Origin of the sequence: Streptomyces sp. NPDC053474 (assembly GCF_044544845.1) — a bacterium.
In the GTDB taxonomy this organism is placed as follows: domain Bacteria; phylum Actinomycetota; class Actinomycetes; order Streptomycetales; family Streptomycetaceae; genus Streptomyces.
This window is the reverse complement of the sequence record NZ_JBITXV010000008.1, coordinates 166,857-186,853: the sequence shown is the minus strand read 5'-3', so window position 1 is coordinate 186,853 and position 19,997 is coordinate 166,857. Positions and strand designations below refer to the sequence as shown.

Below are 19,997 nucleotides of genomic sequence, written 5' to 3'. Positions count from 1 at the left end.
GCCCCGCCGCGGCGGCCGCCCCCGGCCGCCGCGGCCCGGCCGGTGTCCCGATGTCCTGTCGCCAGGAAAAGATGTCCTGTCGCCAGGAAAAACGGGGCACCGGCCGCGTGCTGCTCCACCCCGAATTCGCTTGACCCCGAGGGGCGCTGCGGGAAAAGTAAGTGTCGCTCCGCCGTCAGCCCGAAGTGCCCGACCGCCGTCATCCCGATGTGAATTGAGCGGCAGGTACGAGACGGACCGATAGACCGGCTCGCCCATTCGAAATTCATGAAACCCACGGACGTCGAGTTCGCGCGCCATCCGCGCCCACCTTTGCGCATGCAATTGGCCCGTCTGTGCAGGAAGACCCACCGAGGAGTTAACGCGAAATGATCCCTCTGTCCTTTGCGCAGCGCCGGCTGTGGTTCATCGACCGGCTCGAGGGCCCGTCGGCCACGTACAACATCCCGTTCGTGCTGCAGCTGGACGGAGCGCTGGACGTGGACGCCCTGCGCCTGGCGCTGCGCGACGTCGTGACCCGCCACGAGAGCCTGCGCACGCTGTTCGTCGAGGACGACGAGGGCAGGCCCGTGCAGCAGATCCTGCCTGCCGACGGCCTCCTGGCGGACCTGCCGGTCATCGAGGTGGCGCCCGAGGACGTGGACGCCGCGACGGCCGAGGCCGCGGCCTACCGGTTCGACCTCTCCCACGAGATACCGGTGCAGGCGCGCGTGCTGCGCACCGCGCCCGACGCCCACGTCCTGGTCCTCGTCGTGCACCACGCCGCCGCCGACGGCGAGTCGATCGTGCCGCTGAGCCAGGACCTGGCCACGGCCTACACCGCCCGCGTGGCGTCCCAGGAGCCGGGCTGGGCCGAACTGCCCGTCCAGTACAAGGACTACACGCTGTGGCAGCGCGAGTACCTCGGCGACGGCGACACCCCCGGCAGCGTCCTGCACACCCAGCTCGACTACTGGCGCCGCGAGCTCGACGGCGCGCCGCAGCAGCTGCGCCTGCCCACCGACCGGCCGCGCCCCTCGAAGGCCAGCCACCACGGTGACGTGGTCGTCTTCACCGTCGACGCCGACCTCGCCGCCGCCGTCGACGCGGTCGGCGCCCAGCGCGGTCTGACGCGGGCCATGATGATGCAGTCGACGCTCACCATGCTCCTGAACCACCTCGGCGCGGGCGACGACGTCTCCATCGGCCAGACCGTCGCGGGCCGCACCGACAGCGCGCTCAACGAGCTGGTCGGCTTCTTCGTCAACACCTGGGTGCTGCGCACGGACCTGTCGGGCAACCCGACCCTGGAGCAGGTCCTCGACCGCGTCCAGGACAAGGCCCTCGGCGCCTACGAGAACCAGGACGTGCCCTTCGAGCGGCTCGTCGAGGCGCTGAACCCGGAGCGCTCCACCGCGTACCACCCCTTCTTCCAGGTGATGTTCAGCTGGCAGAGCACCGCCCGCGTCGAGCTGGACCTGCCCGGCCTGAGCGTCGAGCTCAAGGCCATCGGCAACGAGACGTCCAAGTTCGACCTGGAGTTCAACTTCTCCTCCGACGAGCAGGGCCGCGTCCACTGCCACCTGGAGTACGCCACCGACCTCTTCGACCGGGACACCGTCGTGGAGATGGGCGAGCGCTTCGTCCGCATCCTGCGGCACCTCGCGGCCGACCCCACCATGCGCCTGGGCGCGGTGGACGTGCTGTCCGACGCCGAGCACCACGTCCTCGCCGGGCGCAACGAGACCGCGGAGCCGACCCCCGAGGGCACCGTCGCCCAGCTCTTCGAGCGGCGCGCCGAGCTGACCCCCGACGCGATCGCGGTCACCTCCGAAGCGCAGGACCTGACCTACCGCGAGCTGGACGAGCGGGCCAACCGCCTGGCGCACGAGCTGATCCGCCGCGGCGCGGGCCCCGAGACGCTCATCGGCCTCGCCGTGCCGCGCACCGCGGACCTGGTGACCGCCCTCCTCGGCATCCTCAAGTCCGGTGCGGCCTACGTGCCCATCGACCCCCGCTACCCCAGCGCCCGCCTCGGCCACATCCTCTCCGAGGCTCGCCCGCAGCTGATCCTGACCGACTCCGACACCGAGTCGGTGCTGCCCGAGGGTGACGCCCCCCGCCTCCGGCTCGACGAGCTCGACCTGGAGAACGGCCCGGCGGACACCCCCGCGGCCGCGCTGCACCCGCACAACACCGCCTTCGTGATGTACACCTCCGGCTCCACCGGCAAGCCCAAGGGCGTGGCGGTCACGCACATCGGTGTCGTCAACGGCGTGACGCGCCTGGCCGAGGTGGTCGGCCTGGAGGCGGGCTCGCGGACGCTCGCGGGCACCTCCGTGAACTTCGACGTCTCGGTCTTCGAGATCGTCACCACGCTGTCGGTGGGCGGCACCGTCGAGGTGGTCCGTGACGCCCTGGTCGTCGCCGAGCGCGGCGGCTGGTCCGGCAGCGTGATCAGCTCGGTCCCCTCGGTCTTCGCCGAGCTCCTGGACCAGGTGGGCGGGAAGATCCAGGCCGACACGGTCGTCTTCGGCGGCGAGGCGCTGTCCGCCTCCCTCGTGGAGCGGGCCCGGGAGGCGATCCCGGGCGTGCGCGTGATCAACCCCTACGGCCAGACCGAGTCGTTCTACGCGACCGCCTTCCACGCCGAGGAGGGCTGGACCGGCACCGCCGGCGCGCCCATCGGCGTGCCGCTCGGCAACATGCGCACCTACGTCCTGGGCGCCGGCCTGAAGCCGGTCGCGCCGGGCGTCGTGGGCGAGCTGTACGTGGCGGGCGAGGTGGCGCGCGGCTACTTCGGCCAGGCCGGACTCACCGCCGAGCGCTTCGTGGCCGACCCCTACGGCCCGGCCGGGCACCGCATGTACCGCACCGGTGACCTGGCCCGCTGGAACGACCACGGGCAGCTGGAGTACGTCGGCCGTGACGACGCGCAGGTCAAGGTGCGCGGCTTCCGCATCGAGCCCGGCGAGGTGGAGGCGGCCCTGACCGCCCACCCGGGCGTCGCGAAGGCCGCGGTGGTCACGCGGCAGCACCAGGGCAGCACCCAGCTGGTGGGCTATGTGGTGGCCACGCAGCTGTGGGAGTCCGAGCCCGGCGCGGTGGCGAACGTGGGCGACCTCGACGTCGACCTGACGGCCGCCGTCTCCTCGCGCGAGCTGCGCAAGTTCGTCTCCGACCGGCTGCCGGAGTTCATGGTGCCGTCGGTGTTCGTGATGCTCGACCGGCTCCCGCTGGACCCCAACGGCAAGCTGGACCGCAGGGCCCTGCCCGAGCCGGAGTTCACCGGCAGCGACTACCGCGCGCCGCGCAATGAGGTGGAGGAGATCCTCGCCGGGGTCTACTCCGACGTCCTCGGCCTGGAGCGGGTCGGCATCGACGACGACTTCTTCGCCGTCGGCGGTGACAGCATCCGCTCCATCCAGGTGGTGGCGCGGGCCCGGAGCCGGGGCGTGGAGGTCACGCCGCGGCAGATCTTCGAGGCCCGTACGGTCGCCGAGCTGGCCGAGCTCGCCGCCGACGGCGTCCAGGCCGGACCGGTCCTTGAGGAGCTGGCGGGCGGCGGCACCGGCTTCATGCCGCATCTGCCGGTCGGCCACTGGCTCGACGAACTCGGCGTGGGCGTCGACCGGTTCACCATGTCGATGACCGTCGACCTGCCCGTCGGCATGGACGAGGCCGCCCTGGTCGCGACCCTGACCGCGGTCCTCGACCGGCACGACGCGCTGCGCTCGCGCCTGGTCACCGGCGCGAACCCCGGCCTTGAGGCGTCCGCGCCCGGCACGGTCGACGCCGCGTCGCTCGTCCACCGGATCGCCTGCGACGGCACCTGGGCGGACGGCTGGCGCGAGCAGGCCGCCGCGGAGCTGGACGCCGCCGCCGACCGCCTGTCCGCCGAGGACGGGGTCATGGCGCGGTTCGTGTGGTTCGACGCCGGTACCGAGCGCGCCGGACGCCTGATCCTCGTCCTGCACCACCTCGTCGTCGATGGCGTGTCCTGGAGCATCCTGCTGCCCGACCTGGCGGCCGCCTGGAAGGACGTCCGCGAGGGCCGCACCCCCGACCTCGCGCCGGTGGGCACCTCCGCCCGCCGCTGGGCGCACGCCCTGGCCGACGAGGCCGCGTCCGCCGAGCGCGGCGCGGAGCTCTCCCTGTGGCGCTCCATCGTCGCCGGACCCGACCCGGTCCTCGGCAGCCGCCCGCTGGACCCGGCCGTCGACACCATCGCGACCATCGAGTACGTACGCAAGGAGCTGTCGGCGGCGGCCACGGAGGCGCTCCTGACGAGCCTGCCCGCGGCCTACCGGGGCGGCGTCAACGACGGTCTGCTCGCCGCGCTCGCCCTCGCGGTGGCCAAGTGGCGCAAGCAGCGCGGCGTCGACGACTCCGCCGCGTCCTCGCTCCTGCTGCGCATGGAGGGCCACGGCCGTGAGGAGGCCGCCGCGCCCGGAGCCGACCTGTCCCGGACGGTCGGCTGGTTCACCAGCATGTACCCCGTCCGCCTGGACGTCGCGGGCGTCGACCTGGACGAGGCGCTCACCGGCGGCGCCGCCGCGGGCAGTGCCGTCAAGGCCGTCAAGGAGCAGCTGCTCGCCGTCCCGGACAAGGGCATCGGCTACGGCCTCCTGCGCTACCTCAACCCGGAGACCGCCGAGGTTCTGGGGCGCTACTCCACCGGCCAGATATCCTTCAACTACCTGGGCCACTACGCCGGTTCGGCGAACATGCCGGAGAACCTGCGGGGTCTCGGCTTCACCCAGGTCGAGGGCACCACCGAGCTGGTGGCCGAGCTCGACGCCGCCATGCCCGCCCTCGCCGCGCTCAACGTCACCGCGTACGTCGCCGACGGCGAGCAGGGGCCGCGCCTGGCCGCCCGGCTCGACTACCCCTCCGGCCTCTTCACGCAGGCCGAGGTGGAGGAGCTCGCCGAGCTGTGGACCACCGCCCTGGACGGCCTCGCGCAGCACGCCGCGCAGCCCACCGCGGGCGGCCTGACCCCCTCCGACGTGCCGCTGGTGACGGTGGCCCAGGGCGACCTGGACGCGTGGGAAGAGAAGTACGCGGGCCTGACCGACGTGTGGCCGCTGACCGCGATGCAGAGCGGTCTGCTGTTCCACACCGAGCTGGCGGGCGCGTCCTTCGACGCCTACCAGATGCAGTTCGACTTCCACCTCGCCGGTGCCGTCGAGCCGCAGCGGATGCGCGCCGCCGGGCAGGCGCTCCTGGACCGCTACCCCAACCTGCGGGCCGCGTTCACCACCGACAGCGCGGGCGACCGCGTCCAGATCGTCCAGAGCCACGTCGAACTGCCCTGGCACGAGGAGGACTTGAGCGCCTTCGAGGGCGCGGAGCGCGAGGAGCGGCTCAAGCGGTTCCTGGCCACCGAGCACGGCACGCGCTTCGACGCGGCCACCGCCCCGCTGGTGCGGATGTCCCTGGTCAAGCTGGAGGACGAGGCGTGGGAGCTGGTCTTCACCGCCCACCACGCCCTGTTCGACGGCTGGTCGATCCCGCTGATCATGCAGGACCTGATGCGCCTGTACGGCACCGCCGGGGACGCCTCGGAGCTGGGCAAGCCGCGCAACTACCGCGACTTCCTGGCCTGGCTCTCCCGCCAGGACAAGGACGCCACCGCCCGTGCCTGGGCGAAGGAGCTCGACGGCGTGGACGAGCCCACGCTGCTGCTGCCCGTCGGCTCCGACGAGCAGGGCGAGGCCTCGGGCGCGGGCCAGATCGACGTGCCGCTCACGGCGGAGCAGTCCCGTGCGCTCTCGCGCCGCGCGAGCGAGCTGGGCGTGACGCTGAACACCGTGGTCCAGGGCGCGTGGGCGATGCTCCTCGCGGGTCTGACCGGGCGTCAGGACGTGGTGTTCGGCGCCACCGTCTCGGGCCGTCCGCCGCAGGTGGCGGGCGTGGACGAGATGGTGGGCCTGTTCATCAACACCCTTCCGGTGCGGGTGGACTGCGCCCCCGGCGCCTCCCTCGGCAGCGTCCTGAGCACCCTCCAGGACCGCCAGGGCGCGCTGCTCGACCACCACCACCACGGTCTGCTCGACCTGCACCAGAGCACCGGCCTGCGGGCCCTGTTCGACACCATGGTGGTCTTCGAGTCGTACCCGATCGACAGCGCCGCGCTCAGCGAGGCGTACTCGGCCGCCGGGATCTCCGTGACCGGGATCAGCCCGCTCAGCGGCACCCACTACCCGCTGACGGTCATCGCGGTGGCCGAGCCGCACCTGAAGGTGAGCCTCCAGCACCAGCACCACCTGCTCGACCAGGACCGCGCGCAGGACATCGCCGTGCGTCTGGGCCGGGTCCTGGCGCAGCTGGCCGAGGACCCTCGGGCCCCCTTCGGCTCGATCGACCTCCTGGAGTCCGCCGAGCGCGAGCGGCTGCACGCCGTCAACGACACGGCGGCCGAGACGCCCGAGCTGACCATCCCCGGCCTCTTCGAGCGGCAGGTCGCGCAGGTGCCGCAGAAGACCGCGGTGACCTTCGACGGCGTGGCGTACACCTACGCCGAGCTTGACGCCCGCGCGACCCGGCTCGCCCAGGAGCTCGCCGGACGCGGGGTGGGCCCGGAGACCGTGGTGGGCCTCGCGCTGCCGCGCTCCGCCGACCTGGTCACCGGCATGCTCGGCATCCTCAAGGCGGGCGGCGCCTATCTGCCGATCGACCCGAAGTACCCGAGCTCGCGCCTGGACCACATCCTGTCCACCGCGCGCCCGCAGCTGGTCCTCACCGACGCCGACACCGTCGGGGTGCTGCCCGAGACGGACGTCCCGTCGCTGTTCCTGGGCGACCTGGACCTCGAAGGCCCCGCCGACGGCGCCGAGCCCGCGGCCGCGCGGCCGCACAACGCCGCGTACGTGATGTACACCTCCGGCTCCACCGGCACCCCCAAGGGCGTGGTGATCAGCCACGCGAACGTGGTCAACGGCGTGCTGCGGCTCGCCGAGCGGGTCGGCGTCACCGCGGACACGCGGATGTTCGCCAACTCCTCGGTCAACTTCGACGTCTCGGTCTTCGAGGTCGTCACCACCCTCGCCAAGGGCGGCACCATCGAGGTGGTCCGCGACGCCCTGGTCCTGGCCGAGCGCCAGGAGGTGACGGCCAGCGTGATCCACACCGTGCCGTCGGTCTTCGCCGAGCTGGGCGACCGGCTGCCCGCCATGACCGGCCTGGAGACCGTCATCTTCGCCGGTGAGGCGCTGCCCGCGACGCTCGTGCACCGCATCCGCGAGACGCTCCCCGACGTGCGGGTCGTCAACGCCTACGGCCAGACCGAGTCCTTCTACGCCACCACCTTCGCCCTGGAGGCGGGCACCGCGTGGCAGGCCGCCGACAACACCCCTGTCGGCACCCCGCTGGGCAACATGCGCACCTACATCCTCGGTGCGGGCCTCGCGCCCCTGCCGCCGGGCGTGGTGGGCGAGCTGTACGTCGCCGGGAACATCGCCCGCGGCTACTACGGCCAGGCCGAGCTGACCGCCGAGCGCTTCGTCGCCGACCCCTACGGCCCGGCCGGGTCGCGCATGTACCGCACCGGCGACCTCGGCCGCTGGAACGCCGACGGGCAGATCGAGTACGTCGGCCGTGAGGACGACCAGATCAAGATCCGCGGCGTGCGCGTCGAGCCCGCCGAGATCGAGGCCGCCCTGTCCACGCACCCGGCCGTCGGCCAGGCCGTCGTGGTCCCGCACGAGGGCGCGGGCGACAAGCAGCTCATCGCCTACGTGGTCCCGGACCTGGACGGCACCGAGTACATCGAGGAGTCCGCCAAGCAGGTCGACGAGTGGGAGCAGATCTACGACGAGGTCTACTCCGCCACCGGCACCGAGTGGGGCGAGGACTTCACCGGCTGGAACTCCAGCTACACCGGCGAGGAGATCCCGCTGGACGAGATGCGCGACTGGCGCGACGCGGCGGTGGCGCAGATCCTGCGCACCGGACCGCGCCGCATCCTCGAACTCGGCGTCGGCTCCGGTCTGCTGATGGGCCACATCCTCAACGACGAGAACATCGAGGAGTACTGGGCCACCGACCTGTCCTCGCAGGTCATCGGCCGCCTCACCCAGGAGGTCGAGCAGGCCGGGTTCGCCGACAAGGTCACCCTGCGCCACCAGACCGCCGACGACACCACCGGTCTGCCCCGCGGGCACTTCGACACCGTCGTCCTGAACTCGGTGATCCAGTACTTCCCGCACGCCGCCTACCTGGACGACGTCCTCGCCAAGGCCCTCGACCTGCTCGCGCCCGGCGGCCGCATCGTGGTCGGTGACGTCCGCAACGCGGGCACGCTGCACCTGATGCGCACCGGCGTGCAGCGCACCCAGTACCCGAACGAGGCACCGGCGGCGGCCCACGCGGCCATCGCCCGCTCGATCCTCACCGAGCCCGAACTGGTCCTGGACCCCGAGTGGTTCCACCGGTTCGGCGAGAAGCACGGCGCGGCCGCGGTGGACATCCGCCTCAAGCCGGGCCAGGCCCACAACGAGCTGACCCGGCACCGCTACGAGATCTTCGTGCACAAGGACCCGGTCGACGTCCTGGACGTCAGCGACGCGCCCGCCGTGGACTGGGGCCGCCAGGTCGGCGAGCTCTCCGCCCTGGCGGAGCTGGTCCGCGCCCAGGACGGCCCGGCGCTGCGCGTCACCGGCATCCTCAACGCCCGGATGATCGAGGAGGCCGACTGGGCCGCCGAGGTCAAGATCGTCGACGCGCCCCCCGCGGCCGAGTCCGCCGTCGACCCGGAGGCCCTGCGCGCCTGGGCCGCCGAGCACGGCTGGAGCGTCCTGATGACCTGGTCGTCGGCGGCGGGCGAGAGCTTCGACGCCGTCGTCCTGACCGACGCCGACGCCACCTCGCGGCCGGTGCGGGGCGCCTTCGTCCCCTCGCGCCGCGCCGACCTGTACCTGTCCAGCGACCCGGCCGCGGCCACCCAGATCGGTGTCCTGGTCGGCTCCCTGCGCGGCTACCTCCAGGAGCGGCTGCCCGCCCACATGGTGCCCGCCTCCGTGGTCGCCATCGCCTCCGTGCCGCTGGCCGCCAACGGCAAGCTGGACCGCCGGGCCCTGCCCGCGCCCGACCTGTCGGCGCAGGCCGGCGGCCGGGCCCCGCGCACCCTCCAGGAAGAGCTGCTCTGCGACCTGTTCGCCGAGGTCCTGGACCTGGAGCGGGTCAGCGTCGACGACAACTTCTTCGACCTGGGCGGCCACTCGCTGCTCGCCACCAAGCTCATCAGCCGCATCCGCGCCACCCTCGGCGCCGAGGTCGAGCTGCGCACCTTCTTCTCCCACCCGACGGTGGCGGGGATCGTGCCGCACCTGGACGGCAGCGTCCGCACCCAGGCGCCCCTGGTCCGCGTGGCCGAGCGGCCCGAGCACCTGCCGCTCTCCTTCGCCCAGCAGCGCCTGTGGTTCGTCGACCAGTTCGAGGGCCCGTCGGCGACGTACAACATGCCGATCGTGCTCCGGCTGAGCGGCGAGCTCGACATCCCGGCCCTGGAGACGGCCCTCAACGACCTCGTGGCCCGCCACGAGACGCTGCGCACGGTCTTCCCCGCGGTCAACGGCAGGCCCGAGCAGCGGATCCACTCCGTCGAGGACGCGCCGGTCACCCTGGCCGTGCGCGACGTCGACGGCGAGGACGAGCTCGCCTCGCTCCTCACCGAGGCCGCCCGGTACGCCTTCGCCCTGGAGAGCGAACTGCCCCTGCGCGCCCAGCTGTTCCGCAGCGGCCCGCAGGAGTCCGTCCTGTCCCTGGTGGTCCACCACATCGCGGCCGACGGCTGGTCCTACGCCCCGCTGGCCCTGGACCTGGCCACGGCCTACACGGCACGCGTGGGCGGCGCCGCCCCGCAGTGGACCGAACTGCCGGTCCAGTACGCCGACTACACCCTGTGGCAGCACGAGCTGCTCGGCGACGAGAGCGACCCGGACAGCCTCTTCAACAAGCAGTACGCCTACTGGGCCGAGCAGCTCGCCGGGCTGCCGGAGAAGGTCACCATCCCGACCGATCGGCCCCGCCCCGCCGTGCTCAAGGGCACCGGCGACCTGCTCCGCTTCACCCTGGACGCCGAGCTGCACCAGGGCATCGCGGACCTCGCCAAGGCCACCGGCACGACGCCCTTCATGGTGCTCCAGGCCACCATGGCGGCCCTGCTGACCCGCCTGGGCGCGGGCACCGACATCTCGGTGGGCAGTGGCATCGCGGGCCGGACCGACGAGAACCTGAAGGACCTGGTCGGCCTGTTCGTCAACCTGCTGGTGCTGCGCACGGACACCTCGGGCGACCCGACCTTCGCCGAGCTCCTGGCACAGGTGCGCAAGACCAGCCTGTCCGCCTACTCCCACCAGGACATCCCCTTCGAGTCCCTGGTGGAGAAGCTCAACCCGGAGCGCTCGCCCTCCGTCCACCCGCTGTTCCAGATCGCCCTGGCGCTCCAGAACAACGAGGCGGCCCAGTTCGAGCTGCCCGGCCTGCGCGTGCAGGCCGACGGCTCCGGCACCGGCACCGCCCGCTACGACCTGCTCCTGAGCCTCGACGAGACCTTCGAGGACCGGACCAGGCCCGCGGGCATCTCGATCGCCGCCGAGTACTCCGACGAGCTGTTCGACGCCTCCACCATCGAGACGCTGATCACCCGCTGGAAGCGCCTGCTCACCACCGCGGTCACCAACCCCTCGCACCGCATCAGCTACGCCGACCTGCTCACCCCCGAGGAGCGCAGCCAGCTCCTCGCGGCCGAGCGGGAGCAGCCGGAGCAGGTGGCCGTGCCCGCGACCTTCCCCGAGCTGTTCGCGGCCCGGGTGCAGGCGGCCCCGGACGCCCCGGCCGTAGAGTCGGCCGACGTCACGTGGACGTACGCGGAGCTGGACGCGCGGGCCAACCGCGTCGCGCACTGGCTCCGTGCACGCGGCATCGGTCTGGAGCAGCAGGTGGGCGTGGCCATGCCGCGCTCCGCTGACCAGGTCGCCGTCGCCCTGGGCATCCTGAAGGCGGGCGCCGCCTACATGCCCGTCGACCTCGACTACCCGGCCGACCGCATCACGTACATGGTCGACGACGCCGCCCCCGCCGCCCTCCTGGTGACGCGGGCCGCGATCGAGGACCTGCCGGAGGGCCTGGCTACCGACGTCGTGGCCGTCGACACGGACGACGTCCAGGCGGCCTGGCAGGGCAGCCCGGACACCACGCCGGACACCGGTCTGCAGCTGGACCACCCGGCGTACGTCATCTACACCTCGGGCTCGACGGGCCGCCCCAAGGGCGTCACCGTGACCCACGCGGGCATCGCCTCGCTCAGCCACTCCACCCAGGAGCGGCTCGGCCTCACCCCGGACGCGCGCGTCCTGCAGGTCGCGGCGCCGAGCTTCGACGCCGCCTTCTGGGAGCTGGTGCAGTCCCTGACCACCGGTGCGGCCCTGATCGTCCCGGCCGAGCGGCGCCTGGTCGGCGACGACCTGGTGCGCACCCTCGCCGAGCGCCGCGTCACCCACGTGATGCTGCCGCCCAGCGTGCTCGCCGCCCTGCCCGCGGACACCCCGCGCACCCTCACGGACCTGCGCACGGTGACCGTCGGTGGCGAGGCCTGCCCGCCCGGCCTGGCCGCCGCCTGGTCGCCGGGGCGTCGCTTCGTCAACGCCTACGGCCCCACCGAGACCACGGTCTGCGGCTCCATCAGCACCCCGCTGAGCAGCGACCACACCCCGATCGGCACCGCGGTCGCCGACAACCGGGTGCGCGTCCTGGACGAGCAGCTCGCCCCGGTGCCCCCGGGCACGCCCGGTGAGCTGTACGTGGCGGGCCCCAGCCTGGCCCGCGGCTACCTCGGCCGCTCCGCGCTGACCGCCGAGCGCTTCGTCACCGACCCCTACGGACCCGCGGGCTCGCGGATGTACCGCACGGGCGACGTGGTGCGCCAGGGCGCCGACGGACAGCTGGAGTACCTCGGCCGCAGCGACGACCAGGTCAAGCTCCGCGGTCTGCGCATCGAGCCCGGCGAGATCGAGGCCGCGCTCGCCGAGCACCAGAACGTGGCCCAGGCCGTCGTCCTCGTCCGCGAGGTGCGCGGCAGCAAGCAGCTCGTCGGCTACGTCGTCCCGGCCGGTGTCCGCGAGATGAAGGCGGAGCACTTCGACATCACCGCGGGCATCTCCGCCAAGGAACTGCGGCGCTTCGCCGCGGGCCGCCTGCCCGAGTTCATGGTGCCCTCGTCCTTCGTCCTCCTGGACGAGCTGCCGCTCACCCCGAACGGCAAGCTGGACAAGGCCGCGCTGCCCGAGCCCGAGGTGCCCGGCGGCGCCTACCAGGCGCCCCGCACGCCCGAGGAGCAGGCTCTGGCCGCCGCGTACGCGGAGGTCCTCGGCCTGGAGCGGGTCGGCATCGACGACGACTTCTTCGCCGTCGGCGGTGACTCCATCCGCTCCATCCAGGTCGTCTCCAAGGCCCGCGTCCACGGCATCGAGATCACGCCGCGCCAGGTCTTCGAGTGCCGTACGGTGGCCGCCCTCGCGGTGGCCGCCGCCACCGGCGGGCCCGCCGTACCGGTCCGCGAGGAGATGGCGGGCGGCGGCGTCGGCTGGATGCCGCTGCTCCCGATCGCCCGCTACATCACCGAACTGGGCGGCGGTTACGACCGGTTCGTGATGTCCATGGCGGTGAACCTGCCGCGGGGCATCGACGAGAGCGGCCTGGTCGCCACCCTGGCCGCGGTCGTCGACCACCACGACGTGCTCCGCGCCCGCCTGGTCGCCGCGGACGAGACGGGCCTTGAGGTGGCCGAGCCGGGCACCGTCGACGTCGCGTCCCTGGTGCGCCGCGTCCCCTCCGCGGGGGACTGGCAGGACGCCGCCTGGCGCGACGAGGCGAAGGCCGCGCTCGACGCCGCCGTACGGGAGCTGGACCCCGCGTCCGGCGACGTGGCCCGGTTCGTGTGGTTCGACGCCGGGCCGCAGACCGCGGGCCGACTGATCATCGTCCTGCACCACCTGGTGGTCGACGGCGTGTCCTGGCGGATCCTCGTGCCGGACCTCGCCGAGGCCTGGGAGCAGGTCCGCGAGGGCCGCACGCCCGAGCTCGCCCCGGTGCCCACCTCGATGCGCCACTGGGCGCACGCCCTCACCGAGGAGGCCGCGTCGCCCGGCCGCACGGCCGAACTGGCCCTGTGGCAGAGCGTCGTGGAGGGCCCGGACCCGCTCATCGGCTCCCGGCCGCTCGACCCGGCGGTGGACGTCCGCGCCACCATGGAGTCCGTGGAGGTGCGCCTCGCGTCCGAGGCCACCGAGGCGCTCCTGACCGCGCTGCCCGCCGCCTTCCACGGCGGTCCCAACGACGGCCTGCTGACCGCCCTCGCCCTGGCCCTGACGCAGTGGCGCAAGAACCGCGGCGTGGACGAGTCCTCGCTGCTCCTGCGCCTGGAGGGCCACGGCCGTGAGGAGGCGGCGGCGCCCGGCGTCGACCTGTCGCGCACGGTCGGCTGGTTCACCACGATGTTCCCGGTGCGCCTGAGCGTCGAGGGCTTCGACGTCGACGAGGCCGTCGCGGGCGGCCGCTCCGCGGGCCACGCCATCAAGGCCGTCAAGGAGCAGCTCAACGCCATCCCGGACAAGGGCATCGGCTACGGCCTCCTCCGCTACCTCAACCCGGAGACCGCCGAGGTCCTCCAGGCGAGCCCCGCCGGGCAGGTCACCTTCAACTACCTGGGCCGGTTCGCCGACGGCGACCAGCCGGGCGGCGGCGGTGGCTGGGCCATCGCCGGGGACATGGAGGGCATCGCCGCCGAGCTGGACGCGGACATGCCCGCCCTGGCCACGGTGGAGGTCAACTCCTACGTCGTGGACTCGGCGCAGGGCCCGCAGTTCAGCGCCTCCCTCAGCTTCCCCGCCGGGCTGCTCGCCCGCGAGGACGCGCAGGAGCTCGCCGACCTGTGGCACACCGCCCTCGAAGGCCTGGCCCGGCACGCCCGCACCCCGGGCGCGGGCGGCCTGACGCCGTCGGACGTCTCGCTGGTGAAGGTGCGCCAGCGCGACCTGGAGGCGTGGGAGGAGCTCTACCCCGGCCTCCAGGACGTGTGGCCGATGACGGACGCCCAGTCCGGTCTGCTCTTCCAGAGCCAGCTGGCCGACACCTCCTTCGACGCCTACCACGTGCAGTTCGCGATGCACCTGGCCGGCGGCGTCGACCCGGAGCGGATGCGCGCGGCCGGGCAGACCCTGCTCGACCGGTACGCCAACTTCCGTACGGCGTACGTGTCCAGCGCCTCCGGTCAGCAGGTCCAGCTGGTCCTCGACCACGTGGAGCTGCCCTGGAAGGTCGTGGACCTGCGGGACCTCGGTGAGCAGGCGCAGGAGGAGGCCTTCGAGAAGCTCCTCACCGAGGACCAGACGGCGCACTTCGACCCGGCGACGCCGCCGATGATGCGCATGACCCTGGTGCTGCGCAGCGACGACCTCTCCGAGCTGGTGTTCACCGTCAACCACGTGCTGTTCGACGGCTGGTCCTTCCCGCTCATGCTCCAGGACCTCATCCGCGCCTACGCGGCGGACGGGGACACCTCGTCGCTGCCGCGGGTGCGGCCCTACCGCGACTTCCTGGCCTGGCTCGGCAAGCAGGACCAGGAGGAGGCCTACCAGGCCTGGGCGCGGGAGCTGGACGGGGTCGAGGAGCCGACGCTGCTCGCCCCGGCGGCCGCCACCACGGCGGTCCCCGAGGGCCAGGACGCGACGGAGCACGTCGACCTGCCGCTGCCCGACGGGATCGCGCAGGAACTCCAGCGCCGGGCCGGTGAGCTGGGCATCACGCTCAACATGCTGCTCCAGGGCGCCTGGGGCGTGGTCCTCGGCCATCTGACGGGACGCCAGGACGTGGTCTTCGGTACGACGGTCTCCGGCCGTCCGCCGCAGGTCCCGGGCATCGACGAGATGGTGGGTCTGTTCATCAACGCCCTGCCGGTGCGCGTGCAGTTCACGCCGCGGGACACCTTCGCGGACCTGCTGACGGGTCTGCGCGAGCGCCAGGCGGTCCTGATGGACCACCAGAACCTCGGTCTGACCGAGATCCACGACGCCGCGGGTGTCGGCACCCTGTTCGACAGCATGATCATCTTCGAGTCGTTCCCGATCGACCGCGAGGGCATGAGCGAGGCGCACGGCGAGGCCGGCGTCGAGATCACCGGGATGCGCATCCACAGCAGCACCCACTACCCGATCACCCTGGGTTCCGACCCGGAGCTGACCATGGCGGTCGTGGAGTACCGCAAGGACCTCTTCGAGCGCCGCGAGATCGAGCGGATCGCCGCGCTCGTCGGCCGGGTCCTTGAGCAGCTCGCCGCGGACCCGCACACCCCGCTGGCCCAGCTCGACCTGGTGGACGAGGCCGAACAGGACCTGGTCCTGCGGCAGTTCAACGACACGGCCGCCGAGGTGCCCGCGAAGACGGCCATCCGTCTGGTCGAGGAGCAGGTCGCCCGCACTCCGGAGGCCGTCGCGGTCGTCCACGAGGGCGAGCGGGTCACGTACGAGGAGCTGAACGCGCGGGCCAACCGGCTCGCCCGGCACCTCACCGCGCAGGGCATCGGCCCGGACACCCAGGTGGCCGTGGTCCTGCCGCGCACGCCGGAGCTGGTGGTGGCGATCCTCGCGACCCTCAAGTCCGGTGCCGCCTACGTGCCGATCGACCCCGGCTACCCGGGCACCCGCCTGCGGCACATCCTCGACACGGCGGACCCGCGTCTGATCATCACCGACACCACGGTGGCGGACGTCCTGCCCGAGGGGGTGGCCACCGAGCTGCTGCTGCTCGACGACGCGGACGTGTCGGCGTACTCCGCCGCGGACCTGGCCGACAGCGAGCGCACCGGCGTGCTGCTGCCGGACCACCTGCTGTACCAGATCTACACCTCCGGCTCGACGGGCCTGCCCAAGGGCGTGGGTCTGACCCACGCCAACCTGGTCAACGCCCTGCACGGCATGGCGGGCGAGGTCGGTCTCGGGGCGGGCCTGCGGATGCTGGCGAGCACCTCGATCGGCTTCGACGTGGCCAGCTTCGAGCTGTTCTTCACGCTGACCAACGGCGGCAGCGTCGAACTGGTCCGTGACGTCCTCGCCCTGGCCGAGCGCGACAGCTGGGACCTGGACGTGGTCAGCTCGGTGCCCTCGGCCTTCGCCGAACTCGTCGACCAGCTGGGTGAGCGGGTCACGCCCAAGGCCCTGCTGTTCGGCGGCGAGGCTCTCACCCCGGCCCTGGTGGACCGCATCCGCGCCCAGTGGCCGGACGTGCGGATCGTCAACTGCTACGGGCCCAGTGAGGCGTTCTACGTCACCTCGCACGTCCTGGACAGCGAGGCGACGTACGCCGCGGGGGTGCCCATCGGGCGCCCGCTGAACAACCTGCGCGGCTACGTCCTCACGCCGTCCCTGACCCCGGTCGCCCAGGGCGCCGTCGGCGAGCTCTACCTCGCCGGCGCGGGCGTGGGCCGCGGCTACCACGGGCGCACGGCCCAGACCGCCGAGCGCTACCTGGCCGACCCGTTCGGCCCGGCGGGCGGGCGCATGTACCGCACCGGTGACCTCGCCCGCTGGACCGCGGACGGGCACCTGGAGTACCTCGGCCGTGCCGACTCCCAGGTGAAGATCCGCGGCTTCCGCATCGAGCCCGGCGAGGTCGAGGCGGCGGTAGCGGCCCACCCGCAGGTCGCCCAGGCCGCGGTCGTGGCCCGTGCCACGGCGGGCAGCAAGCAGCTGGTCGCCTACGTGGTGCCCGAGGACGGCGTGGAGCTCGAAGCGGCGCAGCTGCGCTCCTTCGTCGCCGAGCGGCTGCCCGAGTACATGGTGCCCGCGGCGTTCGTCACGCTGGAGCGGCTGCCGCTCTCGCCCAACGGCAAGCTCGACCACCGGGCGCTCCCGGCGCCCGACCTGAGCGGCACGGCGGCCTACCGCGCGCCGCGCACGCCTCAGGAAGAGGTCCTGGCGAGCCTGTTCGCCCAGGTCCTCGGGGTGGAGAAGGTCGGCATCGACGACAACTTCTTCGACCTCGGCGGCCACTCCCTGCGCGCCACGCGCCTGGTCAGCCGGATCGCGGCGGTCCTCATGGTCGAGGTGCCGATGCGGACGGTCTTCCAGGCCCCCACGGTCGCGCAGCTGGCCGAGAGCCTCTCGGCGGGCGGCGCGGGAGCCGAGTCGGAGAACACCGACCCGTACGGCGTGGTCCTGCCGCTGAGGAGCGGCGGAAGCGGCACCCCCGTGTGGTTCATCCACCCCGGATTCGGCCTCTCCTGGTCGTACCTGGGCATGGCCATGCAGCTCGGGGACCGGCCGGTGTACGGCATCCAGGCCCGCGGCTTCGACGGCTCGCCGCTCCCGGAGAGCTTCGAGGCGATGGTCCTGGACTACGTGGAGCAGATCCTCGCCGTGCAGGAGGAGGGGCCGTACCACTTCGTCGGCCACTCCATGGGCGGCACCCTGTCCCACGCCGTCGCCGCCGAGCTCCAGCGTCGCGGTCACGAGGTGCCCTTCGTGGCGCTCCTCGACGCCGCGCCGACGAGCGCCTTCGTCTCCGAGGACGTGGTGCTCGACCGGTCCATGGGCCGCGACTTCCTCGCCGGTTACCTGCCGGGCGAGGAGGAGGACGCCGAGCGCAAGGCCCTCGTCGAGAACGGCGCTCTGATCATGACCGAGCACGTGCGCCTGGCGAAGGAGTTCACCCAGCCCGTCTACCGCGGCACGGTGCTGTTCTTCAACGCGACCCTGAGCCCGGAGGCCCAGGCCTCCTACTGGGACGCGTACGTCGACGGGGATGTCAGCGTCAGCGACATCCACGCCACCCACTTCGGCCTGACCGCACCCAAGGTCGCGGCCGAGATCTGCACCGTCATCAACCGCCACCTCGCGGACTGACGGAGCAGCACGTGGTGCCGGGCCCGGCCCACTCGGCCGGGCCCGGCACCACCCCTTTCCCCTCGCCTGCCAGGTGAGGGGCCCCCGCAGTCACACCAAGAAGAGAGAGATCCGTGACGGAGCAGATCACCACCCTGAGCAACAAGACCGTGAGCAACCCAGCGGAGTACGCGAGCCTGCGCGATCAGGGCTCCTTCTTCCGGGCCGCCATCGAGGGCCTGGAGTCCCCGGTCTGGTTCGTCGCCGGCTTCGACGACGCCAAGGAGATCCTCCACGACTCGCGCTTCATCCGTGACCAGTCGAAGCTGCCGGGCGCGGAGGGGCCGAGCCTGACCGACGAGATGCTCGAGCAGGTGGGCATGCCGCGGGAGTACTTCAAGTACTTCGGTCTCCTCGGTCTGTCCGACGGCGAGGAGCACACCCGGATGCGCAACGTCGTGGCGCGCGCCTTCACGGCCCGCCGCGTCAACGCGCTCCGTGCGGGCCTGGAGAAGAACGCGGCGGACACCTACGCCGCTCTGGCCGCGAAGAAGGAGGGCGACCTCATCGCGGAGCTGGGCTACCCGTTCACCGCGGCGGCCATCTGTGAGCTCATGGGCGTCGAGGAGGCCGACCAGCCCAAGCTCATGGGCTGGATCATGGACTACGTCTCGTACGACACGGAGCGCCTGGTCTCGGCCATCGGCAGCATCATCGAGTACTACAAGGAGCTCATCGCACGCCGTCGCGCTGAGCCGACCGACGACCTCATCTCCGAGCTGACCAGGCCCGGCGGCCCGGACCAGGACCTGCTGACCGATGACACCATCATCGCCATCTTCCTGCTCCTGACCAGCACGGGCATCGCGCCGCCCGCGCACTTCCTCGGCCAGGCGATCCTCGCGCTGCTCACGCACCCGGAGGAGCTGGCGAAGCTGCGTGCGGAGCCGAAGCTGCTCGCGCGGCGCGCCGTGCCGGAGCTGATCCGCTTCGCCACGTCCGTGCCGACCGGCGGACCGCTGTACGCCGCCGAGGACTTCGAGTTCCGTGGCTGCCCGGTGAAGACCGGCGACGCGGTGATCCCCTCGCTGCTCGGCGTCAACCACGACCCGCGGCAGTTCAAGGACCCGCTGAAGCTGGACGTCGCCCGTGACATGGGTCCCGGCGTCGGCCACCTCTCCTTCGGCAGCGGCTCGCACTACTGCACCGGTGCCGCGCTGGCTCAGCTGGAGACGGAGATCGTCATCAACACGTTCCTGATCCAGAACCAGGGGATGGAGCTCGCGGTCAAGCCCGAGGAACTCCAGTACTTCGACGTCCCCGGCAAGGGCACCGCTCTCGGTTCCCTTCCGGTGCGCTTCTGAATCCCCGCTTACGCCGCGAGGAAATCCGCAGCAGAGGTCGTCCTGGCTCCCCCTTGGAGGGGGCCCGGGCGACCTCGCTCTTTTCACCGGGCGGTGCCAAGAGCTGAGGCAGTGCTCAGAATTCGTGGAGGCCTCTCCCTCAGTCGTCGAGTTCCATAGGAAAACCGTACACGCCACGAGTAGATGCCAACACCACGAACCGTGAAGCGGAATGCGGAACGGCTGAAACGGAACGCTATCCGGCTCGGACCGCACCCACGCCGGAGCCCTGCGCCTCAACGGGCCCGTCACGTCGTTCTCTTGCTCTTCTGAGCCGTCCCCAAAGGGCATAATGCCGTGCCCGAAAGGGCAGGATGGCCAAATCCAGACAGGGAACCGGAGGGCCGCTGTAGGGATTGATCTTCTCCGCCGAGAAGGAAAAGGGCCGAATCATTGTGCACGGCTCCGCACGCATTCTCGCCGCGCGGGGCGGTGTTTCCGCTTGACGGCCTGGGAGCTTCCGATCGCCCGGCGTCACGACGACGGAGGCTCCCGGCTGGCTGGAAGTGGAGGCGGGGTCCGGGGTGATGGCCGCTATCCCTCACGGTCGCCCGTCGCGTGTCCATGGCGCGATAGCGCCCTTGACCCTCATCAAAGGCCTTCTGCTTCCCCCGGCGTTCCGTACGCCACCGGATCGGCAGAGGGGCAGGGACGCCTCCGCGGCCTCGCGGCGGGTACGGGGTGCCTGACCGTCGCGAGGCCGGAGCGCCGCCCCGCTTATGGGCTCCTGAGGAAT

2 protein-coding genes are annotated in these 19,997 nt (G+C 72.2%); both read left to right on the top strand.

Going from position 1 to position 19,997, the window contains the following annotated elements:
• Window positions 1–368: 368 nt before the first annotated feature.
• Window positions 369–17,879, top strand: a complete 17,511-nt coding sequence (locus ACIG3E_RS20630) for an amino acid adenylation domain-containing protein (protein ID WP_399618244.1) — start codon at window positions 369–371, stop codon at window positions 17,877–17,879.
• 113 nt (window positions 17,880–17,992) lie between these two features.
• Window positions 17,993–19,222, top strand: a complete 1,230-nt coding sequence (locus ACIG3E_RS20625) for a cytochrome P450 (protein WP_399618241.1) — start codon at window positions 17,993–17,995, stop codon at window positions 19,220–19,222.
• The last annotated feature ends 775 nt before the right edge of the window (window positions 19,223–19,997 follow it).

Excerpts from the sequence above, each read along its gene's own strand:
- ACIG3E_RS20630 (WP_399618244.1), top strand. The coding sequence starts at position 369 with ATGATCCCTCTGTCCTTTGCGCAGCGCCGGCTGTGGTTCATCGACCGG.